Annotated in this window: 26 protein-coding genes; 12 read left to right on the forward strand and 14 right to left on the reverse strand. The window is 60.7% G+C overall.

Annotated elements, in window-relative coordinates:
- Window positions 1-31 precede the first annotated feature (31 nt).
- Together ACR0J1_RS05040 and ACR0J1_RS05045 are read right to left on the reverse strand one after the other, a co-directional pair.
- A complete protein-coding gene (locus tag ACR0J1_RS05040) occupies window positions 32-817 on the reverse strand; it encodes an inositol monophosphatase family protein (protein ID WP_480731073.1) in 786 nt (261 codons plus the stop codon).
- A gap of 85 nt (window positions 818-902) precedes the next feature.
- Window positions 903-1,808: a LysR family transcriptional regulator gene (locus tag ACR0J1_RS05045; protein WP_480731075.1), complete on the reverse strand. Its 906-nt coding sequence runs from the start codon at window positions 1,806-1,808 to the stop codon at window positions 903-905.
- A 95-nt stretch (window positions 1,809-1,903) separates the two neighbouring features.
- Between ACR0J1_RS05045 and metF the strand changes: the two genes are divergently transcribed.
- Both metF and ACR0J1_RS05055 read left to right on the forward strand, forming a co-directional pair.
- Complete coding sequence (gene metF / locus ACR0J1_RS05050) at window positions 1,904-2,770, forward strand: methylenetetrahydrofolate reductase [NAD(P)H] (RefSeq protein WP_480731077.1); 867 nt, start codon at window positions 1,904-1,906, stop codon at window positions 2,768-2,770.
- Window positions 2,771-2,972: 202 nt separating this feature from the next.
- Window positions 2,973-3,623: a DnaJ domain-containing protein gene (locus ACR0J1_RS05055; RefSeq protein WP_480731079.1), complete on the forward strand. Its 651-nt coding sequence runs from the start codon at window positions 2,973-2,975 to the stop codon at window positions 3,621-3,623.
- Between the two features lie 55 nt (window positions 3,624-3,678).
- Here ACR0J1_RS05055 and ACR0J1_RS05060 read toward each other — a convergent pair whose 3' ends face one another.
- Window positions 3,679-4,197, reverse strand: coding sequence for a YHS domain-containing (seleno)protein (locus tag ACR0J1_RS05060; protein WP_480731081.1), 519 nt, complete (start codon window positions 4,195-4,197; stop codon window positions 3,679-3,681).
- A 245-nt stretch (window positions 4,198-4,442) separates the two neighbouring features.
- On the opposite strand from ACR0J1_RS05060, the gene yghU reads away from it, so the two are divergent.
- Window positions 4,443-5,318: a glutathione-dependent disulfide-bond oxidoreductase gene (gene yghU / locus ACR0J1_RS05065; RefSeq protein ID WP_480731083.1), complete on the forward strand. Its 876-nt coding sequence runs from the start codon at window positions 4,443-4,445 to the stop codon at window positions 5,316-5,318.
- 12 nt (window positions 5,319-5,330) lie between these two features.
- Here the strand turns inward: yghU and ACR0J1_RS05070 are convergent, their stop codons facing one another.
- Complete coding sequence (locus ACR0J1_RS05070) at window positions 5,331-6,119, reverse strand: SseB family protein (RefSeq protein ID WP_480731085.1); 789 nt, start codon at window positions 6,117-6,119, stop codon at window positions 5,331-5,333.
- Window positions 6,112-6,699 carry a uracil-DNA glycosylase family protein gene (locus ACR0J1_RS05075; protein WP_480731087.1) on the reverse strand — a complete coding sequence of 196 codons (588 nt, stop codon included), beginning with the start codon at window positions 6,697-6,699 and terminating at the stop codon, window positions 6,112-6,114. Before ACR0J1_RS05075 ends, ACR0J1_RS05070 begins: the two co-directional genes overlap by 8 nt.
- Before the next feature lie 210 nt (window positions 6,700-6,909).
- Here ACR0J1_RS05075 and ACR0J1_RS05080 point away from each other — a divergent pair, with 210 nt between their 5' ends.
- Genes ACR0J1_RS05080 through ACR0J1_RS05095 form a run of 4 tightly spaced genes read left to right on the forward strand, consistent with a single transcriptional unit; the run spans window position 6,910 to window position 11,470 of the window.
- Window positions 6,910-7,569, forward strand: coding sequence for an ABC transporter ATP-binding protein (locus tag ACR0J1_RS05080; RefSeq protein ID WP_480731089.1), 660 nt, complete (start codon window positions 6,910-6,912; stop codon window positions 7,567-7,569).
- Window positions 7,547-9,118: a KpsE/RkpR family capsule polysaccharide export protein gene (locus tag ACR0J1_RS05085; protein WP_480731091.1), complete on the forward strand. Its 1,572-nt coding sequence runs from the start codon at window positions 7,547-7,549 to the stop codon at window positions 9,116-9,118. The genes ACR0J1_RS05080 and ACR0J1_RS05085 overlap by 23 nt, the downstream gene beginning before the upstream one ends.
- A gap of 6 nt (window positions 9,119-9,124) precedes the next feature.
- Window positions 9,125-9,958: a 3-deoxy-8-phosphooctulonate synthase gene (gene kdsA, locus ACR0J1_RS05090; RefSeq protein ID WP_480731093.1), complete on the forward strand. Its 834-nt coding sequence runs from the start codon at window positions 9,125-9,127 to the stop codon at window positions 9,956-9,958.
- A 15-nt stretch (window positions 9,959-9,973) separates the two neighbouring features.
- On the forward strand, window positions 9,974-11,470 hold the full coding sequence (locus ACR0J1_RS05095; protein ID WP_480731095.1) for a phosphomannomutase/phosphoglucomutase: 1,497 nt from the start codon (window positions 9,974-9,976) through the stop codon (window positions 11,468-11,470).
- Window positions 11,471-11,498: 28 nt separating this feature from the next.
- Here ACR0J1_RS05095 and ACR0J1_RS05100 read toward each other — a convergent pair whose 3' ends face one another.
- Window positions 11,499-13,427, reverse strand: a complete 1,929-nt coding sequence (locus tag ACR0J1_RS05100) for an AsmA family protein (RefSeq protein WP_480731097.1) — start codon at window positions 13,425-13,427, stop codon at window positions 11,499-11,501.
- Window positions 13,428-13,520: 93 nt separating this feature from the next.
- Between ACR0J1_RS05100 and rimO the strand changes: the two genes are divergently transcribed.
- Window positions 13,521-14,918: a 30S ribosomal protein S12 methylthiotransferase RimO gene (rimO, locus tag ACR0J1_RS05105; RefSeq protein WP_480731099.1), complete on the forward strand. Its 1,398-nt coding sequence runs from the start codon at window positions 13,521-13,523 to the stop codon at window positions 14,916-14,918.
- Between the two features lie 4 nt (window positions 14,919-14,922).
- Here the strand turns inward: rimO and ACR0J1_RS05110 are convergent, their stop codons facing one another.
- A complete protein-coding gene (locus ACR0J1_RS05110) occupies window positions 14,923-15,279 on the reverse strand; it encodes a diacylglycerol kinase (RefSeq protein WP_480731100.1) in 357 nt (118 codons plus the stop codon).
- A gap of 133 nt (window positions 15,280-15,412) precedes the next feature.
- Window positions 15,413-15,601 (reverse strand): hypothetical protein, encoded by a 189-nt coding sequence (locus ACR0J1_RS05115; protein ID WP_480731102.1) that lies wholly within the window; start codon window positions 15,599-15,601, stop codon window positions 15,413-15,415.
- A gap of 216 nt (window positions 15,602-15,817) precedes the next feature.
- Here ACR0J1_RS05115 and ACR0J1_RS05120 point away from each other — a divergent pair, with 216 nt between their 5' ends.
- On the forward strand, window positions 15,818-16,060 hold the full coding sequence (locus ACR0J1_RS05120) for a CDGSH iron-sulfur domain-containing protein (RefSeq protein WP_480731104.1): 243 nt from the start codon (window positions 15,818-15,820) through the stop codon (window positions 16,058-16,060).
- 6 nt (window positions 16,061-16,066) lie between these two features.
- On the opposite strand, the gene ACR0J1_RS05125 is transcribed toward ACR0J1_RS05120, so the two are convergent.
- The 5 genes from ACR0J1_RS05125 to ACR0J1_RS05145 form a co-directional block, all read right to left on the reverse strand.
- Window positions 16,067-16,324, reverse strand: coding sequence for a DUF6455 family protein (locus tag ACR0J1_RS05125; protein ID WP_480731106.1), 258 nt, complete (start codon window positions 16,322-16,324; stop codon window positions 16,067-16,069).
- 9 nt (window positions 16,325-16,333) lie between these two features.
- Window positions 16,334-16,594 carry a DUF6455 family protein gene (locus ACR0J1_RS05130; RefSeq protein ID WP_480530977.1) on the reverse strand — a complete coding sequence of 87 codons (261 nt, stop codon included), beginning with the start codon at window positions 16,592-16,594 and terminating at the stop codon, window positions 16,334-16,336.
- Window positions 16,595-16,610: 16 nt separating this feature from the next.
- Window positions 16,611-16,862, reverse strand: coding sequence for a DUF6455 family protein (locus ACR0J1_RS05135; protein ID WP_480731108.1), 252 nt, complete (start codon window positions 16,860-16,862; stop codon window positions 16,611-16,613).
- A 64-nt stretch (window positions 16,863-16,926) separates the two neighbouring features.
- Entirely contained in the window at window positions 16,927-17,301 is a 375-nt protein-coding gene (locus ACR0J1_RS05140) for a YigZ family protein (protein ID WP_480731110.1), read from the reverse strand.
- Window positions 17,301-18,002 carry a M48 family metallopeptidase gene (locus ACR0J1_RS05145; RefSeq protein ID WP_480731112.1) on the reverse strand — a complete coding sequence of 234 codons (702 nt, stop codon included), beginning with the start codon at window positions 18,000-18,002 and terminating at the stop codon, window positions 17,301-17,303. Before ACR0J1_RS05145 ends, ACR0J1_RS05140 begins: the two co-directional genes overlap by 1 nt.
- 120 nt (window positions 18,003-18,122) lie before the next feature.
- Between ACR0J1_RS05145 and ACR0J1_RS05150 the strand changes: the two genes are divergently transcribed.
- The 3 genes from ACR0J1_RS05150 (at window position 18,123) to ACR0J1_RS05160 (ending at window position 19,782) form a co-directional block, all read left to right on the forward strand.
- Window positions 18,123-18,371, forward strand: coding sequence for a hypothetical protein (locus tag ACR0J1_RS05150; RefSeq protein ID WP_480731113.1), 249 nt, complete (start codon window positions 18,123-18,125; stop codon window positions 18,369-18,371).
- A gap of 137 nt (window positions 18,372-18,508) precedes the next feature.
- Entirely contained in the window at window positions 18,509-19,087 is a 579-nt protein-coding gene (locus ACR0J1_RS05155; protein ID WP_480731115.1) for a nitroreductase family protein, read from the forward strand.
- Window positions 19,084-19,782 carry an EI24 domain-containing protein gene (locus ACR0J1_RS05160; RefSeq protein WP_480731117.1) on the forward strand — a complete coding sequence of 233 codons (699 nt, stop codon included), beginning with the start codon at window positions 19,084-19,086 and terminating at the stop codon, window positions 19,780-19,782. The genes ACR0J1_RS05155 and ACR0J1_RS05160 overlap by 4 nt, the downstream gene beginning before the upstream one ends.
- Window positions 19,783-19,785: 3 nt before the next feature.
- Here ACR0J1_RS05160 and ACR0J1_RS05165 read toward each other — a convergent pair whose 3' ends face one another.
- Entirely contained in the window at window positions 19,786-20,061 is a 276-nt protein-coding gene (locus ACR0J1_RS05165; protein ID WP_480731119.1) for a DUF1467 family protein, read from the reverse strand.
- Window positions 20,062-20,065: the final 4 nt, after the last annotated feature.

Consider the following 20,065-nt stretch of genomic DNA (forward strand, 5'->3'; position numbering starts at 1 on the left):
GGAGAGAGGACCGCGCACGGACCCGGGCGTATCAGCCCCGGATCACCTTGGCGAAGTTTTCAAAGATGGGTTCGTTGGCGCAGATCAGTTCGCCATCCTCTAGCACGCTGCCCTCGGGGTTCAGCGCCTGAACAAAGCCACCGGCCTCTTTGACGATGATGATCCCGGCGGCGACGTCCCAAGCGTTCAGGCGACGTTCCCAAAAACCTTCGTAACGACCGGCGGCCACGTATGCCATATCCAGCGCCGCAGCCCCCCAACGGCGCACGCCGGCGCAGGTCGGCATCAGCCGCGCAAGATCCTGCAGGGTAGCAGGCAGGTCTGACCGACCGCCAAAGGGCAGCCCGGTTGAAAAGATCGACTCGATCATGCGGTGGCGGCCAGACACGCGGATGCGGGTGTCATTCATCCACGCCCCTTCGCCCTTTTCGGCAAAGAACATCTCGTCCTTGGCGGGGTCATAGATCACGCCCGCGACGATCTTGCCCTTGTGCTCCAGCGCGATGGAGATCGCCCAATGCGGCAGACCGTGCAAGAAGTTGGTGGTGCCATCCAGCGGGTCCACGATCCAGCGGCGGGTCGGGTCCTCACCATCCTGGCCGCCGCCTTCCTCGCCCAGCCAGCCATAGGTCGGACGCGCGCCAAGCAATTCTTCTTTCAGGATGTTTTCGGCGGCGATATCGGCCTTGGACACAAAATCGCCCGCGCCCTTCATCGACACCTGCAGATTCTCGACTTCACGGAAGTCCTTGACCAGAGACCGCCCCGCTTTGCGCGCGGCCTTGATCATGATGTTGAGATTTGCGCTGCCAACCATTGTTTCTGGGCTCCTGTCCGGTCAAGCTGCGCGTATACTGCTGCAATTCAGCATTGCCAAGAGCAATGATTCACAAGACCCCCCGCTACTGGGCCTGCAGCTTGCGTGCCTCGGTCCGGGCCAGCTTTACCAGCTCCTGCACAAAGGGTTTTTCAAGATCTTCGCGGCGCACCGCCGCATAAAGCCTGCGGGTGATCCCCTCTTTGGTCAGGGGGCGGGTGACATAGTCCGAGTTGTATTTCACTTCGCGCACCACCCAGTCAGGCAGCACCGAGATGCCGCGGTTCGAGGCCACCAGCAGCAGGATCACCGCGGTCAGCTCGACCTGCCGGATCGTGGCCGGCTCGACCCGGGCGGGGATCAACAACTGGCTGAACACGTCCAGACGAGTGCGTTCCACCGGATAAGTGATCAGGGTCTGGCCGCGGAAATCCTCGGCCTCGACATAAGGTTTTTCTGCCAAAGGGTGGGACGAGGCCGCGACGAAAACGGCATTGTAGTCGAACAACTCCACAAACTCGACGCCCGGCAGGTCCTCGGGGTCGGATGAGATCACCAGGTCAACTTCTTCCTTCTGCAGGGCGGGCAGCGCGTCGAATGCCAGACCAGGGCGGATATCCACATCCACATCCGGCCATGACTTGCGGAACCCCTCGAGCACCGGAAACAGCCATTCGAAACAGGCATGACATTCAATCGCGATGTGCATCCGTCCCGTGCGGCCATCGCGCAGCGACGAGAACTCGCTCTGCATCGCCTCGACCTGCGGCAGGATCTGATCCGCCAACCGCAACAGGCGCTGACCGGCTGCAGACAGCTTCATAGGCTTGGATCGCCGCAGGAACAGCTCGACCCCGGCCTGATCCTCTAACCCCTTGATCTGATGGCTCAGCGCGGATTGCGTGATGTTCAGCTGGTCCGCGGCGCGGGCCAGCCCGCCGCATTCGTGGATAGCCTTGATCGTGCGCAGATGACGGAATTCGATATGCATATCTCATGCAACTCATGTTGTTCTTGAATAATATGAGTTTGTCTCACAATGCATCTGGTGGCACAAGTGCAGAAACGACAGATACAGAGGCCCCGATGACCCAGCCTGAAATTTCATTCGAATTTTTTCCGCCCCAATCGCTAGAGGCCTCGTTCCGTCTTTGGGACACCGTGCAGACGCTGGCCCCGCTAGAGCCCCGTTTTGTATCGGTCACCTATGGCGCGGGCGGCACAACGCGCGAGTTGACGCGGGACGCGGTTGCGACGCTGCATAAGTCATCGGGCCTGCCGGTTGCTGCTCATCTGACCTGCGTCGACGCCACGCGGGATGAGACACTGGCCATCGCCGATGCCTTCGCCGCCGCCGGGGTACGCGATATTGTGGCCCTGCGGGGGGACCCGCCGAAAGGCCAGGATCAATTTGTGCCGCACCCCGACGGGTTTGCAAACTCTGTCGAGTTGATTTCTGCACTGGCCGAGACCGGGAAATTCAATATCCGCGTCGGTGCCTACCCGGATATCCACCCCGAGGCGCAATGCGCGCGCACCGATGTGGACTGGTTGAAGGCCAAGCTGGATGCCGGCGCAGACGAGGCGCTGACGCAGTTCTTTTTTGAAGCTGAGACCTTTTTCCGCTTCCGCGATGCCTGTGAAAAGGCGGGCATCGACAAGCCGATCGTGCCTGGCATCCTGCCCATCGAGAACTGGAAAGGTGCGCGCCGCTTTGCCCAGCGCTGCGGCACGCGTATTCCAACCTGGATCGAAAACGCCTTTGACAAGGCCCTTCGCGATGACCGCGAAGACTTGCTGGCCACCGCGCTGTGCACCGAGCTCTGTTCCGATTTGATCGACGGGGGCGTGGACAAGCTGCATTTCTACACGCTCAACCGTCCCGAGCTTACCCGCGACGTGTGTTTTGCTCTGGGCATTACACCCCGGACCGATCTGCAGAACGTGGCCTGAGTACCGGCCCGACGACGCGGGACGACAAAACAACTTTTGCAATCGGCGGCGATGTGATCATCGTCGCCGTATCTGTTTGAGGACAATCGCGACAGCCACCCAAAAACTGTTGCACAGCCCAGCACTAATACACGGTAAAATTTGACAAAAAAGTGACCGACGGCAAACTGGGATCAGTGTAGTTCTAACGAGTATTTTGAGTATGCAGCCAGTGAGCAAAATTCAGGCTCGGGCCCATGCCTTGCGGGTGCTTGGCCTATCGCAAAATGCGGGTGCCGACGAGATCCGCGCCGCGTGGCGAAACATAGCCTTTCACGACCATCCCGATCACACCGACGGAGATCACTCGGGCTTTGCGCGGGCCAAGGCCGCATATGACCTTCTGCGCAAAGAGGGGCTGACACGCAAAGGCCCGGCACAGCCGCGCCGGCCCCGTCTTCGGAAACGGGTTATCGATCTGGCCGCGGCCGACATCGAAGCGTGCCGCGAACTGCTGAACCCCGAACGAGCCTTAAGCGATCTGTCGGATGCCGATGGTAACGGGGCAGGCAGACCGTCCGCAGAATCCGACCATGTGCCCGAAGCGATCGGGTGTTTCGGACGTGATCTGACCTATTTCGTCGCCACCTCGGTCTGCGAAGGGCCCAACCGTGTGGCCCTGCCGACATCGGTCCTGACCAGTGGCCGCAAATCCGATACCGAAATTCTCTCGTTCCAGTCCAAAAGTGCGGGCTCGGGCGAGATCATCGTGCCCGACCCAATCCGAGAACGGAAATTCCCCGGGGCAAGAAGCGTCAGAATACGCTTTGAGGCGGATCAGACCATGCGCGATACGTTCGAACTGGCGGGGTAAGGGGCCGCCTCAGAAAAACCCGGCCAGATTGGCCGGGTTGTCCATTTCCACCGGGTCAGTTCGCGATCGGACCTTCCGATGTGAACTTGGGGATGACGCTGGTCGAGGCCGCGTCGGGTTCGATCCCCGGCCAATTCCCTTCGGCAAGGTTGATGTTGCCGGGGATATCCTCTTCGAAGAAGCCGACAACAACATCAGTGATGTTCAGATACAGCTTGTCATCCACGATCCGCCAGAGGTTCGGGTTGGCCGGAACCTTGCCACCGCGCGACACACCATAAGCACAATGGCCATCGTATTGCGGAGCGTAATAGGCAGGGTTCTCCAGGAATTTGTCGCGGTTTTCTTCCGACGCGAACGCCCATGTCGCGCCGTTATAGTCGGCAGTGATGTCGGCGCGTCCGCGCACCGCGTCGGGCTGTGACTGGCCGACAGGGGCCTGATCCAGACTGCGATAGGCAACAACGTCATATCCCGACACGGCAAAGCCGGTGCCGTCCACATATTGATCGCCGGCGAAGGCGGGCATCGCAAAGGCCATCGTCGCGGCAAGGGTCAGCGCAAAGCGTTTCATGTGATTGGTCCTCATGTCCTTACAGTTTCCGGGAACCCGGGCTTGTTGGGTCTGCTCAGACAATAGGCGATTCTGCCCCGGCGCGAAGGCCCGCTCGCGCCGCTGTGACATCGCCGGGCGATTCGTGAGCCGAACCGCGCCGAATGTTACAAAGATCGCCCCGCCTCCGGGGTTGGACTTTGAGTTCTGCAATATTAGCTGTGGGGACAACGGCCCTTAGGCCGGTTCTGAAGGAAAGGCATGAGATGAGCGAACAATCCACCTATACCCCTCCGAAGGTCTGGACATGGGACAGCGAAAGCGGCGGGCGCTTTGCCAATATCAACCGCCCCATCGCCGGAGCCACACATGACAAGGACCTGCCGGTCGGCAAGCACCCGATGCAGCTGTATTCGCTGGCCACGCCCAACGGCGTCAAGGTCACCGTGATGCTCGAGGAGTTGCTGGCGTTGGGCCATGAGGGGGCCGAGTATAACGCCTGGCTGATCAACATCGGTGAAGGCGATCAGTTCAGCTCGGGCTTTGTCGGGGCCAATCCGAACTCGAAAATCCCGGCACTTTGGGATCGGTCGGGCGACACCCCGATCCGCGTGTTCGAAAGCGCTTCGATCCTGTTCCATCTGGCCGAGAAGTTCGGCGCGTTCCTGCCCGCAAGCGGACCTGAACGCACCGAGGCGATGAACTGGCTGTTCTGGCAGATGGGCAGCGCGCCCTATCTGGGCGGCGGCTTTGGCCATTTCTATGCCTATGCCCCCGAGAAGTGGCAATACCCGATTGACCGCTTCGCCATGGAGGCCAAGCGTCAGCTGCATGTGCTGGATCTGGAATTAGCAGAGAAGCGCTATATCGCCGGTCCCGACTATACCATCGCCGATATGGCGATCTGGCCTTGGTACGGGCAGCTGGTTCTGGGCCGTCTCTATGACGCGGCGGAGTTTCTGGACGTCGAAAGTTATGAAAACGTCATGCGTTGGGCCAAAGAGATCGACGCCCGCCCGGCGGTTCAGCGCGGCCGCATGGTCAACCGCGCCTTTGGCGAGCCGCACACGCAGTTGCACGAACGTCACGACGCTGGCGATTTCGAGACTCGCACGCAGGATAAGCTGGCTCCGGCGGATTAACCGCTTCGGCGACTATTTCAGAATGGGGGGCCGTTCGGGATCAGAACCCGGAGCGGCCCTTTCCATTTGCGGGGCCTGCGGTTGCGGCAGATCGAACCGCAGCCCGACCTTCGCCAGCGCAGCGGCGGCAGGGTCATCCGGCGCGAAGAACCCCACATCCAGCGCCCCGGCTTCGATGCCCGAGAAGGTCAGAGCCTCGGATACCGCACGGGCCAGCGCGGGTTGCGCACCTTCGACCGCAGCGACAAAACCCAGCAGATGGCCCTGACCGCCATCCTGCGTTCTGGTCCCCACCAGAAACGCCGCAGCGGCTAGCCCGGCAGCTGTTGCCAGTTTGGTATCCAATGCAGTCAACAAGATATCGGGCAGGCCCGCAGGCTGCGTGAACTCCGCCAACCGTTGCTGCACTTCTTCGGGGCTGTGCTGCAGCGTATCGGCCAGCCAAGCCAGTGCCTCAGACGGGATCAACATCGAGGATGGCGCGGCCTCAAGGTTCAGCCCCAGCCCGATCCCCTGCCCCGACAGCATCGTCGACAGAACCCGACCCGAGAGCGCCACATAAGGCACCGGACGGCCTGCAAACCGCGCCAGCCGTTCCTCGAGGTCAAAGGCCAGCACAAAACGCCCGTCTGCCACGTCGAATAACTCGGGTGTGATATTCTCGTCGCGCGCCTCCTCGGCCAGCATCAGGAACAGTTCGCTATCGGCAAGCCGTTCGAAGAACCGCAACCGCGCGGCATCGTCCTGCGGAGAGGCCTCCATCGCGGCATGGGCGGCGTCCAGCGCCGTGGTTTCAGCCATTCATCACCTCTTGCACCCGGGCGCGCAGGACCGGCAGCAGGTCGGCCTCGAACCACGGGTTCTTCTTCAGCCAAGCCGTATTGCGCCACGACGGATGAGGCAAGGCAAAGACCCGCGGCGCATGGTCCCGCCAGCGGCTGACGGTCTCGGTCACGGGCGTCTTGGCCCCAAGGTGATACTTGTGCGCATGACCTCCCACCAGCACAGTCAGCGGTACGTCCCCAAGCTCGGCCATCACCTTGTCATGCCAGGTCTTTCCGCAGATCGGCGGCGGCGGCAAATCCGCCTTGCGGGCGTTGTAGCCGGGAAAGCAGAACGCCATCGGAACAATCGACACGCGGTCCCGATCATAAAAGGCGGCCTCGTCCACCCCAAGCCAATCACGCAGACGATCCCCTGAGGGGTCGGTGAAGGGCCTGCCGGATTCGTGCACCCGCGCGCCGGGGGCCTGCCCTGCGATTAGAATGCGGGCTCCGGGGCGGAACCATGCCACCGGGCGCGGCTGGTGCGCGGTTTCGGTCTGGGCAAACTTGTCTGCACAAATACGGCAGGCGCGGATATCGTCGATCAGTGAAGTCATGCGGCCATCAGGCGCTGCAAATTACACTGGGTCAAGGCGGCGGGACCCCACGCCCCTGCCGATATCAAGTGCGCGCTGCAACACTTCGTCGTCATGACCCCGGATGCGCATTGATCATTTGTTTCATATTTCGACATAATGTGGCCAACATGGATCGGTAGCACCCACGCTTTCAAACCGACAAAACTTCGAGCGATCTACAGGCCGCGCATGCTGGAATTTGACAATGTCAGCAAGTCCTTCTGGACCGGAACCCGCCGCAAGGTGATTCTGGATCGAGTATCGTTCCGGGTCGAACTTGGCACCTCGTTGGGCGTATTGGCCCCCAATGGCACCGGCAAGACCACCCTGATCAACATGATGGCGGGGCTGGAAAAACCTGACGAAGGTGTGATCCGGCGTGACTGCCGGGTGTCGTTCCCTATGGGCTTCACCGGCGGAGTGGCCAAGCGGCTTTCAGCCTTGGAGAACGCGCGGTACATCGCAAAGATCTACGGCATGGACCCCGATTATGTCGAAGCCTACTGTAGCTGGCTGTGTAATCTGGGTGAATATTTCAACCAGCCGCTGGGCACCTATTCCGCCGGGATGCGGGCGCGGTTCACCTTCGCGCTGATGCTTGCGCTGGATTTCGATATGTATCTGATTGACGAAGGGATGCCCTCGACAACGGATGTGGAATTCAACAAGAAGGCCGGGGATATTCTGCAGGAACGCCTGCGCACCACGACGCTGGTGATTGTCTCGCACAACCCTGCGGTGCTTGAGAAATTCGCGCGGCAGGCGGCGGTGCTGCTGGACGGCCAGCTTTATATGTTTGAAACCTTGGAAGAGGCGAAGCAGCTTTATGACTACCAAACCCAAGGCTAGGAAATATAACCCTGACCGCTCTCCCAGCGGCGAGGGCACGGCAGAGGCGCGCGCCGATGCTATGGCCCGTATCCGCGCGGCAACGCAGACGCCCGAGGCGGCGAATGATCCGCAGCCGGGAACCGAGTTGGAGGCCATCAAGCAAGAGGGGCTGACCGGCCGCCAGCTGCGCGTGGCGCGACGCTTGGCGCAGAAGAACGGCTTGGCGGCAACCTCGGACTATGACGCGGTGCGTCTGCTGCGTCTCAAGGGGATCGATCCGTTTCAGCGGGCCAATCTGCTGGACCTGGCCGCGGTCGAACCCGCGGGACAAGGCGCGCAGGACAATATCAAGATCCAACTGCCCCAGACCGCCAAAGAGTCGCAAAAGAACCTGCCCGGACCCGAACTCAGCCCGGCTCAGCGGCGTGAATTTGAAATCGGCAAGATTCAGAAGGACATCGCGCGCAGGCGTCGCCGCAAGCTGATGGGGCTGTTTGCGCGGCTGGCCGCCTTTGTGCTGCTGCCCACATTGATCGTGGGCTTCTATTTCTACCGTATCGCAACCCCGATGTACGCCAGCGATTCCGAATTCCTGATCCTGCAGGCCGATGGCGGACCGGGCAGTATCGGCGGGCTGCTGGCGGGCACTCAATTCGCCACGACGCAGGATTCGATCTCGGTCCAGTCGTTTCTGGAATCGAAAGAGGCACTACTTCTGCTGGATCGCGACGCGGGCTTTACCGATGTGTACAAACAGGACTGGATCGACCCGATCCAGCGTCTGGCCCCGGACGCAACGCTGGAAGATGCCTACAAGACCTTCAAGCGCATGATCACGATCGGATATGACCCAACCGAGGGCGTGATCAGGATGGAGGTCGCCGCCCCTGACCCGGCGACTTCGACCTTGTTTTCCGAGCGACTGATTTCCTACTCCGAGGACAGGGTGAACTCTCTGTCCGAGAAAAAACGCGAAGACCAGATGCGCGACGCAGTTGAGAGCTTTGAGGCTGCACAAGACGCCCGCAGGCAAGCACAAGAGGACTTGATCGAACTGCAATTGCAAGGTGCGATTCTGGACCCCGAAAGCGTAATCGCCAGCCTGCGCGGACGCATTGATCAGGTCGAGGTCGAGTTGCAGGACAAGGAACTGCAACTGGCAGCGTTATTGGACAACTTGCGCCCCAATCAGGCCAAGGTGGACGGCACCCGTGCAGATATCGCGCGTCTGGAAGCGGTGCTGGAAGAGCTGAATGCCGAGATGCTGGATGTTTCCGCAGGCGAAAACTCGCTGGCGCGGTTGAGCGTGCGCATTCAGATGGCACAGGCCGATCTGGTGGCCCGGGACATGATGCTGCAAACCGCTATGCAGCAAATGGAAGCGACCCGGACCGAGGCCAACCGCAAGGTGCGCTATCTGACCGTCTCGGTGAACCCGGTTCCCAGTCAGGAACCCAGCTACCCGCGCAAGTTCGAAAATACGATTTTGGCTTTCCTGTTATTTGCTGGTATCTACCTGATGATCTCGCTTACCGCGTCGGTCCTTCGTGAACAGGTATCCTCGTAAAGACCCATGAAACATATAAAAATCGCCGACCTGACGGTTGGCAACGATCTTCCGCTGACCATCATCGCTGGCCCCTGCCAACTTGAAACTGCCGATCACGCCCAGATGATCGCAGGCACCATGAAAGAGGCCTGCGACGCCGCTGGCGCGCAGTACGTATTCAAGGCGTCCTATGACAAGGCCAACCGCACCTCGCTATCGGGCAAGCGCGGCATGGGTATTGATGCCGGGCTGCAGGTTCTCGGCGATATTCGCAAGACGATGGGCATCCCGGTTCTGACCGACGTTCATACCGAAGCTCAGTGCGCGATTGCGGCCGAGGCCGTCGACATTCTGCAAATCCCGGCGTTTCTGTGCCGCCAGACAGATATGCTGCTGGCGGCGGGCAATACCGGCAAAGCCGTGAACGTGAAGAAGGGGCAGTTTCTGGCCCCGTGGGAGATGCCCAACATTGTCACCAAGATCGAAAGCACCGGCAATCAGAACATCCTACTGACCGAGCGCGGGACTTCGTTTGGCTACAACACTCTGGTTGCAGATATGCGTTCGCTGCCGCAGATGGCGAAGACGGGTTATCCCGTCGTCATGGATGCGACCCACTCGGTGCAGCAGCCCGGCGGTCAGGGCGGGTCCTCTGGCGGCCAGCGGGAGTTTGCGCCGGTCATGGCGCGGGCGGCGGTCTCGCTGGGTGTTGGCGCTCTTTTCATCGAGACGCATCAGGATCCCGACAGCGCGCCCTCGGATGGGCCGAACATGATCCCGCTGGATCAGATGAGCCATCTGATTGACACATTGATGCGCTTTGATGCCCTTGCCAAAGAAAACCCCATCCAGATTTAACGATTGAGATTTGTAATGACCAAACCCCTTGCCGAGGTGACCCCGAACACCTGGAGCTTTCTGCGCGACCCGATGATCAAACCCACCGGCTTCCGCGAATACGACGCGCGCTGGAAATACCCGGATGAGATCAACCTGCCGGGCATGACCGCCCTTGGTCTGGGTCTGGGCACCCAGATGCACAAACGCGAGATCGAACCGGTGATCGCGGTGGGCAATGACTATCGCGACTATTCGCTGTCGATCAAAAACGCGCTGATCGTGGGGCTGATGCAGGCCGGTATTCAGGTCAAGGATATCGGCCCGGCGCTCAGCCCAATGGCTTATTTTGCGCAGTTCCATCTGGATGTGCCCGCAGTCGCGATGGTCACCGCCAGCCACAACCCGAACGGCTGGACTGGCGTCAAGATGGGCTTTGACCGCCCGCTGACCCACGGCCCGGATGAGATGTCGGAACTGCGTGACATCGTCCTGAACGGTGAAGGGGTCGCGCGCCCGGGTGGGTCCTATGAATTCGTCGACGGCGTAAAAGAAGCCTATATCGAAGATCTGGTCGGTGACTTCAAAATGTCTCGCCCGCTGAAGGTTGTCTGCGCCACCGGCAACGGCACCGCCGCCGCCTTTGCACCAGAGATCTTTGAACGTATCGGCGTTGAGGTTGTGCCCAGCCACACGCAGCTGGACTATACCTTCCCCAACTACAACCCCAACCCCGAAGCCATGGAAATGCTGCACGACATGGCCGACACGGTCAAAGCCAGCGGCGCCGATCTGGCGTTGGGGTTCGACGGTGACGGTGATCGCTGCGGCGTCGTGGATGATGAAGGCGAGGAGATTTTTGCCGATAAGGTTGGCGTCATCATGGCGCGCGATCTGGCCAAACTGTATCCAAACGCGACCTTTGTCGCGGATGTGAAATCCACCGGCCTTTTTGCCAGCGACCCCGAGTTGAAGGCACGTGGGGTCAAGGCCGATTACTGGAAGACCGGCCACAGCCATATGAAGCGCCGGGTCAAGGAAATTGGCGCGCTGGCTGGGTTCGAGAAATCCGGTCACTACTTCTTGGCCGAACCGGTCGGACGCGGATATGACTGCGGTATGCGTGTGGCGGTGGAAATCTGCAAGCTGATGGATCGCAACCCGGATCAAAGCATGTCGGACCTGCGCAAGGCGCTGCCCAAGACCTGGTCGACCCCCACCATGTCGCCCTATGCCGCCGATACCGAGAAGTACGATATTCTGCAACGGTTGGTCGACAAGCTGGTCGCAAAGGCCGACGCGGGAGAAACCCTCGCGGGCCGCGCGATCAAAGAGGTCGTCACAGTCAACGGCGCGCGGGTCATTCTGGACAATGGCAGCTGGGGGCTGGTGCGCGCGTCGTCCAACACCCCGAACCTTGTTGTGGTCTGCGAAAGCAGCGAGAGCGAAGCCGAGATGCGCGCGATCTTTGCCGATATCGACGCTGTGATCCGCACCGAACCCGGCGTTGGCGACTACGATCAGACGATCTGATGATGCGGGGGCGTGATACGCCCCCGCATCAATCCCCGCCGAACAGCTTCAGAAGGCCTTTCTTGGCCTCGTCCTCAAGCTTCTTCTTCAACGCATCCTCGACCTGTTCCGTGTCGGTGATGGTCGTATCCAGCTCGTCACCGACCTTTTTCAGAACTTTGCCTTTGGCGTCATCTTCAAGGTCCTTGAGCTTACCCTCTGCCGCCGCCTCGATGACCTTGGTGAGGTCAGGTTTGATCGACGGGTTGCTCCATGGCCCCACGATCCGCACCGGGACCGAGATGCCCTGACCGGAATTGGCCCGCAGGGCGACGGGGGTGAAAAGATAGTCGATGTCCCGCGCGCCCAGTCCGACACGGCCTGCACCATCGGCTCGGAAATTGTCCAACTGCATCAGCAGATTGTTATTTGTCAGATCGCCGTTTTGCATCGTGAAACTGGCCGTCAGGCTGTTGAACACGGTCGTCCCGCCCGAGCCCTTACCCCGGCCCATCAACCGGTCAAGATCGAGCCCCGAGATCACGCCCTTGCCCACCGCGATACTGCCCTTCCCGCTGAGCGAGCGCATGATCTGATCCTCGGTCTGCCCGACGCCCAGAAACTCCAGCGTGCCCGAGCCCGTGCCGGATAGGCGCGTGATATCACCCAAGGTGGTCAGTGCCTCTTTGATGTCGATATTGTCGGCCTTGATATTGCCGCCAACCGACAGACCATTGCGATTATTGGCCACGACCTGCCCGTTCAACTGCCCGGAAAACAGCGAGGCCGGCTGCATCCTGAGCACCGCGCGCGACCGGTCGAGTTCAAGCGTCAGGTCGCTCTGACCAAACTGCATCCCCGGCACCGAAATCGAGTCGGCCTGCAGCCGGATGGTCCCATTGGCCAGCGCCAGAAACGACGCATCGATCGGCTGTTTTGACCATTTGTTCGACCCCGAACCACTGCCCGACGCGCCCTCGCCTGCGACCTTCGACAGATCAAGGCCCCCGGCCTTGAGGCGCGCGGTGATCTGCGGTGGATCTGCGATCTGGATATCCGCCTCTCCGTCTAGCCGATTACTGTCGAGCACGGTGGTCATATCGCGCAGCGAAATCCGACCATCGCTGGTATAGGTCATCTGCCCCGAAACCGAGGCCACCTGCCCCAGCCCCTCGGGCACCTGCACACCGCCCTGCCCGAAGGCTGTCAGCATCTTGTGGGTGTCGCGTGCTGTGACCGTAGTCTTGCCATCCATTTCTCCGGCCAAATTCACCCGACCCGAGAACTGAACATCTCCGCCCGGCGCGGTCAGGCTCAGGTCCAGCGGTGTCGCTACCCCGCTCGAAAAGGCAGGCAAATCGGGGATTGTCAGGTCAACCTCAACCGCACCGCCGGGCACGGGCATACTGGCCTGCATCTGCATCGGATCGGTGATATCCGGCCAGCGGGCGGACAGGTCGACATTGGCGAAATCCATGCTGACCGCGCCGTTTTCAAGGTAAATCAGCCGAGCTCCGGTCAGTTCCAGCCGTTCCAGCGTGATCGGGCGACTCTCGACCGCTTGCGCCGATACACCGGAGACGTCCGAGTTTCCGGGCTGGTGCAGCTCCCAATTCCCGCGCCCGTCGGTGCGTTCAAGTCGAAGAACAGGGCTTTCGGCCAGCACCCGTTTGATGCGGATGTCGCCGGACATCAAGGCAGCGGCATCAATCCCCACGGCCAGACTTTGTGCGCTGACCATCGGCTCGGACCCGGCCCAGGGGGCGTTGCCGAAGGTGACGGGACCCGTCTCCATGCCCAGAACCGGCCAGAACGACAACCGCACATCGCCCGACAGGGTCAGGTCACGGCCTGTCTGCGCCTTGACCTGTTCCGCCAGAATGGTCGCCAGCTTGTCACCCGGCATCAGCAGCAACGCGCCAATTACCAACCCGAAGGCCGCAACCAGAAGAAAAACAATACGAATGAGCCACTTCATCGGTCTGCCTTTCCGGCTTATCTGCTCTACTGCAAGTCAGCCCTGTGCGGGCGGCATTTGCAAGGGGAAGCTTTCCCCTCTATATGCCCGGCCATGAGTACGAACCCGCCAAACCTCCGCCCTGATCTGGCCCCTTCGGTGCAGATCACCGAAACGGCCCGCCGCGGCCAGCCCACCCTTGGGATGGTGTCTTTGGGATGCCCCAAGGCGCTGGTCGACAGCGAGCGGATTCTGACCCGGCTGCGCGCCGAAGGATACGGTATTTCGCCGGATTATGCCGGGGCCGATGCCGTGATTGTGAACACCTGCGGGTTTCTCGACAGCGCCAAAGCTGAATCGCTCGAAGCCATTGGCGAGGCGCTGGTCGAAAACGGCAAGGTCATCGTGACGGGATGTCTAGGGGCCGAGCCTGACTATATCCGTGAACATCATCCGCGCATTCTGGCGGTCACGGGGCCGCACCAGTACGAACAGGTGCTGGATGCCGTCCATGCCGCTGTGCCGCCCGACCCGAACCCATATGTCGATCTGCTGCCCGCCTCGGGCGTCAAGCTGACTCCGCGCCACTACAGCTATCTCAAGATTTCCGAGGGCTGTAACCACAAGTGCAAGTTCTGCATCATCCCCGATATGCGCGGCAAGCTGGCCAGCCGTCCGGCTCATGCGGTGCTGCGCGAGGCAGAGAAACTGGTGGATAATGGCGTGCGCGAATTGCTGGTGATCTCGCAGGACACCTCAGCCTATGGGCTGGATCGCAAATACGATGTGAACCCGTGGAAAGACCGCGAGGTGCGCAGCCACATCACCGATCTGGCGCGCGAACTGGGCCAGTTCGATGCCTGGGTGCGGCTGCACTATGTCTACCCCTACCCTCATGTGCGCGAGTTGATCCCGCTGATGGCGGATACGGGCTGCAATGTGCTGCCTTATCTCGATATCCCGTTCCAGCACGCCCATCCGGATGTGCTGAAACGCATGGCGCGCCCGGCGGCTGGGGCCAAAACGCTGGATGAGATCGCGGCATGGCGGGCCACCTGCCCCGATATCACCCTGCGCTCGACCTTCATCGTCGGCTATCCCGGCGAGACCGAGGCCGAATTCCAGACCTTGCTGGACTGGATGGATGAGGCGCAACTGGATCGCGTCGGCTGTTTTCAATACGAAAACGTCGATGGCGCCCGGTCAAACGACCTGCCCGATCACGTCCCAGCCGAGATCAAGCAAGAGCGTTGGGATCGTTTCATGGAAAAGGCGCAGGCCATTTCCGAGGCGAAGCTGGCCGCCAAGGTCGGCCAGACACTGGACGTGATCGTCGATGAGGTCGATGACGAGGCCGCAACCTGCCGCACCAAATCCGATGCGCCCGAGATCGACGGAAACCTGTTCATTGACGAGGGGTTCGAGGGTCTGAAGCCCGGCGACATCGTTCAGGTCGAGGTGGATGAGGCCGGGGAATACGACCTGTGGGGGCGTCTGCTGCCCAAGACCTGAGCGCTCAGAGCAACCCGACCAGCGCAAACACCCACGCAACACCCGCAGCGATAGCTGTCAGCGCAACCGCAGCACTGGCAGCATCCTTGGCTTGCCCGGCCAAAGGGTTCTGTTCGGTAGAGGTATGATCAACCGCACGTTCGATGGCGGTATTGAACAGCTCCGCAACCAGAACCAAGACGCCCATGATCAGGATCAGAGCCCGATCCGTCGGGCCCAATGGCAACAGAAAGGCAAGTAAGACCGAGATCAGATTGGCCCACCCCCAGCTGCGAAAAGAATATTCATCGCGCCACGTGGCGCGCAGGCCCTGCCAACTCCAGCGGGTGCGGTCGCACAGGCGGTTGAAGAAATTGCGCATATGTCTTTCCGGTCGAAACTCTGCCCCTCAGGTTCAGTGACGGCGACAGAAAGGCAAGAAAAAACCGCCCCCAAGGGCGGCACCCATGCGGCAGAAATGCAGACGGCCCCAACCGGGACCGTCTGCGAATGGCTTATTGGGTCACCGGATTACAGACAGTCTGACCCGCTTCGGTGGTGGCCAGCTCATAACCCGCCGCACAGCTGGGCGTGCCGAACTTGTCATAATCGGGCTGGATGTAGACCGGGGTCGGTTCTTCCTGCTGCGAGCACGCAGTCAGAACAACAGCTGTGGCGCAGATGGCAGCAAATTTCAGTTTCATGTCCGTCAATCCTCTATTACTTTTCTGATATTGCCCAATTTTTCGGGGCCAGTATCAGAATAAGACCAAGAGTTTCATCTGGCAACCGTGTCGATCACGTTGCCGTGATTAAAGGCGAAACAACGCTGGCGGCACGACCCTGCGGATGCGGGCTACCCTTTTGTCTGGCCTGCCCTAAACTCAAGACCTGACATCAGCCAATGACGGAGAAGCCAAATGTCAGACGCGCCAATCATCGCGCAGAACGCCCCCTTTCCGGTCGAAGTCACCGAGGGCAAGACCTATTTCTGGTGCGCCTGCGGCAAATCCCAGCGCCAGCCCTTCTGCGATGGGTCTCACAAGGACACCGGATTCGAACCCGTGAAATACACCGCCGAGGCCAGCAAGAAAGTGTTTTTCTGCGGCTGCAAGCACAGTGCAAACCCGCCGCTGTGCGACGGATCGCACAGCAAGCTCTGACCGGTGTTACACCAGTTCGTTGAACGCCTGCGCATTAGCGCAGAAATCGGGCGCGGCGGTGGCGCTTGCCTGTTGTGAGGCCAACCAGATCAGGCATCGTTCATTGCAACCCGATGCGCGGCAGCGCGTGACCATCTGGGCATAATCATGCTCTGTCAGCTTGCCCTCGGCCATTGCCTCGGTCAGCGAAACGCCCATGCAGCGCGCCACAGATCGCGTCAGCCAAAAGTGCTTCTCGATCTCGCCAAGCGGTATCTGTGCCATCTGTTCACCTTACGTGTTTCCGGCTTTCAGCGCGGCGAACCGGGCCCGGTTGGGGCAGGTGCACGGCGCCTGTTCAGCGGTTTCATTCTCATTCAGCCAATCGGGACAGGCCCGGGCCCATTCACATCCACGGCAGAGGGCGACCATTTCGGCCCATTCCTCTTGTGTCAGCCGTCCTTCGCGATGCGCTGACACGATGTCGGTTCCGGTCACCCGGCCCATCCGCAGGACCAGACGAAGATGAGTCATGATCTGTCCCAATCGCGGCATGACGGCACCTTTCCCGTTACGGCATCAGCCTGTTCAACAATTCCTGGTTGCGGCAATATTCCGGCGCGCGGACCGCGTCTGGTTTTCCGGCCAGAAACGCCTCGCAATGCCCCGGATTTGCACATTCCGTACAGCGAAGGACTGCATCCGATATCTCGTCCAACCGCACCGCCCCGCTGATGGAAGCCTCCTGCAGATCAACACCCAGCGCTGTGGCCATCTCGTCGACAAGGCCTGCGTGATGTCGCAGCTTTTTGCGGTGGGACATACGGTTTCCTTTCCCCTGCACACGTGCCGGGAACCTAACCGATTTGGCCAACGCCCCCCTTGACTCAGGTCAATGCCCGGCCCGCGAGGTGATCAAGATAGGCCCGCGTCGCATCCTGCACCCGGCGGAAGCGATCACCGCCCAGTTTCTTGCCGCCATACCAGCGGGTTACGATGATGACGTGATCGGACAGTTCGGCGCGTTCCATCATCCGCAGGATCACCATCGCCGCGCCGGCCTCGCCATCGTCGGCCTTCAGCGCACCGGTCGGCAAGACGGCGGCCCATGTATTATGGGTCGCCTTCGCGTAAGCCTTGTCAGATTTCAGCGCGGCCAGAACCGCATCCACCTCGGCCCGGCTGGTGGCGCGCGCGCCTGTCACGGCATATTTCGAGCCGCGATCGCTCAGCACCACGCCCAGTTGAGTCAATTCGGTCATTATTGCGGACCCAACTGTCGGGCGGTCTGCAGAACCGCCTCGACCCGTTTGGCGTTGGGCGGGTGTGTAGCCAGAAAGCGATCCCCGGGATCCGGGATGCGCTGAAAGAAATTCATGCCGGTCAGCGGATTATACCCTGCCGAATAGGTGATAACCGTGCCCAGCCGGTCCGCTTCCAGCTCGAACTCTCGGGAATAGGTCTGCGCGCCGACCTTGGCGCCCAGTTCCTGCGCCCGCTCGACCCCGGCCGCATCCTGCCCCTGATTGCGGGCCAGTTCGCCAAAGATGCGGGCGCTGTCCTTGGCGTTCTGGGCCTGCCGGGCGATGTGGCCCAGAATGTGATGCGCCGCCTCATGCCCCATGACAAAGGCCAGCTCGTCCGCGTTCTGCGCCGAGCGGATCATCGGTTGGGTGAAAATGATCAATGGACGGCCATCCTCGTCCACGGTCTGAAACGCATTTGCCGGGGCGCGGGGGTCGAGATCGACCAGAATGACAAAATCGCAATTGGCCGAACGCGCCCGGCGGCGACATTCCCGGCCCGCCGCCTCGCCAACAGCGCGGCTGACTTGTTCAAAGCTGCGGGCGGTGGCCTTCTGGTCGGATGACGATGGCTGCCACCTCTCAGCCGGAACAGCCACAAGCGAGGGGGACTCGCACGCCGCCAGCAACAATACCAGCATCAAGGCAAGACGGCGCATTCGGGTTCCTTTCAGTCACTTTGACCGCAGGCAACCATAGCGCGGCTTGTCGGGGTGGGCCACATTGGATTCCGTCGCTGCCGGGTTGCATTACGGTCTCGTGATCGGCAGTCTGCGGATATGTTTTCTATTGAGCACGAATTCGACTCGACGGTCATTACGCTGGTGGATGAAGGCCCCAAGCCTTTACAGGAAGATATTGTGATCAACAGCTTCGCCGAATGCGTCACGATCGAGCAATTGGACCCCCGCACCGATCAGATCCAGAAAATCACCCTGTCACCCGAACAGGTGCGCGATCTGGCAGCAGCGCTGGACCTGCCCGAAGGCGTCTATCAGATACGCGAGACCGACGGCCCAAGGGAATAATCCCTCCGAGGCACCTGGACACCTGATCCCAGACGGTATTTCCGATTGAATTTGTCACCCTTTCGGGGGCAGTTTGCCCTTGAAAGAGGACGGCAGGTCTCCGACATACAGACCGCCCATGTGAAGGAAATTAACATATGTCTCTCAAGAACCAAGCCGCGCTGGATTTCCTGCACGCGCGCCGCTCGCGACCGGCCAAGACTTTGGTGGCTCCTGCCCCGACCCGCGACGAGTTGTTTCCGCTGCTCACCGCCGCCGCACGCAGCCCGGATCATGCCAAGCTGGAGCCCTGGCGGTTTGTCGTGATCGAAAAGGGCGCCATGCCGCGCCTGGCAGAATTGACCGAGAGCCGTGGTCAGGCGCTCGGCAAACCCCCGGAAGAGATTGCCAAGGCCCGCAGTCAGTTCGACATGGGGCATCTGGCTGTGGCAGTCATCGAAGTGCAGAAACCTTCGGACAAGGTGCCAGCGATCGAGCAGACCTATTCGGCCGGGGCTGCCTGCCTGGGCCTGCTGAACGCAGCTCTGGCTGCGGGTTGGGGGGCCAATTGGCTGTCCGGCTGGCAGGCCCATGATCGCGCGTTCTGCCGGGATGCCTTGGGTCTGGCGGACAACGAACGCATCGTGGGCTTTGTCCACATTGCAACCGAGAGCAAAGCCCCGCCCGAGCGCCCCCGCCCCGATGTCGCCGCCCTGACACAATGGGTTTCCGAATGATCATCATCCAGTCCTTCCTACAGGCGCTGGGCCAGATCGGAGATCCCCGGTTCCGCAAAGTGCTGCTGCTGGGTGTTGGCCTAACCTTTGCGCTGCTGGTGGCGGCCTATGCGGGGTTTCTATGGCTGATCAACGTGTTGGTCGGCGAGCAAGCCACCCTGCCGATTCTCGGTGAGGTGACATGGCTGAACGACCTGCTCAGTGTATCATCGTTCCTGCTGATGATGGTACTGTCGGTGTTTCTGATGGTGCCTGTCGCTTCGGCCATTACCTCAATGTTTCTGGACGAAGTGGCTCAAGCCGTTGAGGACAAACACTATGCTGGTTTGCCGCCAGCGCAACGTATTCCGTTCGGTGACGCGTTGCGGGACACGCTCAGCTTTCTTGGCGTGCTGATTGTGGCCAACCTTCTGGCGCTGATCCTCTATGCGTTCTTCACACCGTTTGCGCTGTTTATTTTCTGGGGCATGAACGGCTTTCTGCTGGGGCGAGAGTATTTCACCCTCGCCGCTATGCGCCGGTTGGGGCGCGAGGGCGCGCGAAAGCTGCGGGCAAAACACAGCATGACCATCTGGGCTGCGGGTACCCTGATGGCCATTCCTTTATCGGTGCCGCTGGTGAACCTTCTGATCCCGATCCTCGGGGCTGCGACGTTCACTCACATCTACCACGGGCTATCGGGGCCGCGGGCCTAGGCGCTAGTTGCGCGGTTCCAACTGGTTCAGCCAATCGAAATCGCGCACCGAGATCACGCCTGAGATGATGATCCCTGCGATGATCGCCCACAGGATCACCGTGATACCAGTGGTGATCCAGAGCTTTTTCTTCATGTGATGCACTTCCGGCGCACCCGCATGGGTGCCCGGAACGATATCGCCCAGATCACCCTGCGTCTTGATCCGCACCGGCAGCACGACCAGCAGGGTCAAGAACCAAATGACTGCAAACAGAACCAGCGCGGCCGTGATCGTCATCTGC

It is taken from the genome of Ruegeria sp. CJ3 (assembly GCF_056536725.1).

What these genes read in the sequence shown, in the direction of transcription:
- ACR0J1_RS05145 (WP_480731112.1), bottom strand. Translation starts at nt 18,002, where the DNA reads ATGCGCCGTCTTGCCTTGATGCTGGTATTGTTGCTGGCGGCGTGCGAG.
- ACR0J1_RS05140 (WP_480731110.1), bottom strand. Translation starts at nt 17,301, where the DNA reads ATGACCGAATTGACTCAACTGGGCGTGGTGCTGAGCGATCGCGGCTCG.
- ACR0J1_RS05155 (WP_480731115.1), top strand. Translation starts at nt 18,509, where the DNA reads ATGTCTCTCAAGAACCAAGCCGCGCTGGATTTCCTGCACGCGCGCCGC.
- ACR0J1_RS05160 (WP_480731117.1), top strand. Translation starts at nt 19,084, where the DNA reads ATGATCATCATCCAGTCCTTCCTACAGGCGCTGGGCCAGATCGGAGAT.
- ACR0J1_RS05060 (WP_480731081.1), bottom strand. Translation starts at nt 4,197, where the DNA reads ATGAAACGCTTTGCGCTGACCCTTGCCGCGACGATGGCCTTTGCGATG.
- ACR0J1_RS05095 (WP_480731095.1), top strand. Translation starts at nt 9,974, where the DNA reads ATGACCAAACCCCTTGCCGAGGTGACCCCGAACACCTGGAGCTTTCTG.
- ACR0J1_RS05055 (WP_480731079.1), top strand. Translation starts at nt 2,973, where the DNA reads ATGCAGCCAGTGAGCAAAATTCAGGCTCGGGCCCATGCCTTGCGGGTG.
- kdsA (WP_480731093.1), top strand. Translation starts at nt 9,125, where the DNA reads ATGAAACATATAAAAATCGCCGACCTGACGGTTGGCAACGATCTTCCG.
- ACR0J1_RS05100 (WP_480731097.1), bottom strand. Translation starts at nt 13,427, where the DNA reads ATGAAGTGGCTCATTCGTATTGTTTTTCTTCTGGTTGCGGCCTTCGGG.
- ACR0J1_RS05120 (WP_480731104.1), top strand. Translation starts at nt 15,818, where the DNA reads ATGTCAGACGCGCCAATCATCGCGCAGAACGCCCCCTTTCCGGTCGAA.
- ACR0J1_RS05045 (WP_480731075.1), bottom strand. Translation starts at nt 1,808, where the DNA reads ATGCATATCGAATTCCGTCATCTGCGCACGATCAAGGCTATCCACGAA.
- ACR0J1_RS05085 (WP_480731091.1), top strand. Translation starts at nt 7,547, where the DNA reads ATGACTACCAAACCCAAGGCTAGGAAATATAACCCTGACCGCTCTCCC.
- metF (WP_480731077.1), top strand. Translation starts at nt 1,904, where the DNA reads ATGACCCAGCCTGAAATTTCATTCGAATTTTTTCCGCCCCAATCGCTA.
- ACR0J1_RS05150 (WP_480731113.1), top strand. Translation starts at nt 18,123, where the DNA reads ATGTTTTCTATTGAGCACGAATTCGACTCGACGGTCATTACGCTGGTG.
- ACR0J1_RS05135 (WP_480731108.1), bottom strand. Translation starts at nt 16,862, where the DNA reads ATGTCCCACCGCAAAAAGCTGCGACATCACGCAGGCCTTGTCGACGAG.
- ACR0J1_RS05040 (WP_480731073.1), bottom strand. Translation starts at nt 817, where the DNA reads ATGGTTGGCAGCGCAAATCTCAACATCATGATCAAGGCCGCGCGCAAA.
- ACR0J1_RS05125 (WP_480731106.1), bottom strand. Translation starts at nt 16,324, where the DNA reads ATGGCACAGATACCGCTTGGCGAGATCGAGAAGCACTTTTGGCTGACG.
- ACR0J1_RS05110 (WP_480731100.1), bottom strand. Translation starts at nt 15,279, where the DNA reads ATGCGCAATTTCTTCAACCGCCTGTGCGACCGCACCCGCTGGAGTTGG.
- rimO (WP_480731099.1), top strand. Translation starts at nt 13,521, where the DNA reads ATGAGTACGAACCCGCCAAACCTCCGCCCTGATCTGGCCCCTTCGGTG.
- ACR0J1_RS05070 (WP_480731085.1), bottom strand. Translation starts at nt 6,119, where the DNA reads ATGGCTGAAACCACGGCGCTGGACGCCGCCCATGCCGCGATGGAGGCC.
- ACR0J1_RS05130 (WP_480530977.1), bottom strand. Translation starts at nt 16,594, where the DNA reads ATGCCGCGATTGGGACAGATCATGACTCATCTTCGTCTGGTCCTGCGG.
- yghU (WP_480731083.1), top strand. Translation starts at nt 4,443, where the DNA reads ATGAGCGAACAATCCACCTATACCCCTCCGAAGGTCTGGACATGGGAC.
- ACR0J1_RS05080 (WP_480731089.1), top strand. Translation starts at nt 6,910, where the DNA reads ATGCTGGAATTTGACAATGTCAGCAAGTCCTTCTGGACCGGAACCCGC.
- ACR0J1_RS05115 (WP_480731102.1), bottom strand. Translation starts at nt 15,601, where the DNA reads ATGAAACTGAAATTTGCTGCCATCTGCGCCACAGCTGTTGTTCTGACT.
- ACR0J1_RS05165 (WP_480731119.1), bottom strand. Translation starts at nt 20,061, where the DNA reads ATGACGATCACGGCCGCGCTGGTTCTGTTTGCAGTCATTTGGTTCTTG.
- ACR0J1_RS05075 (WP_480731087.1), bottom strand. Translation starts at nt 6,699, where the DNA reads ATGACTTCACTGATCGACGATATCCGCGCCTGCCGTATTTGTGCAGAC.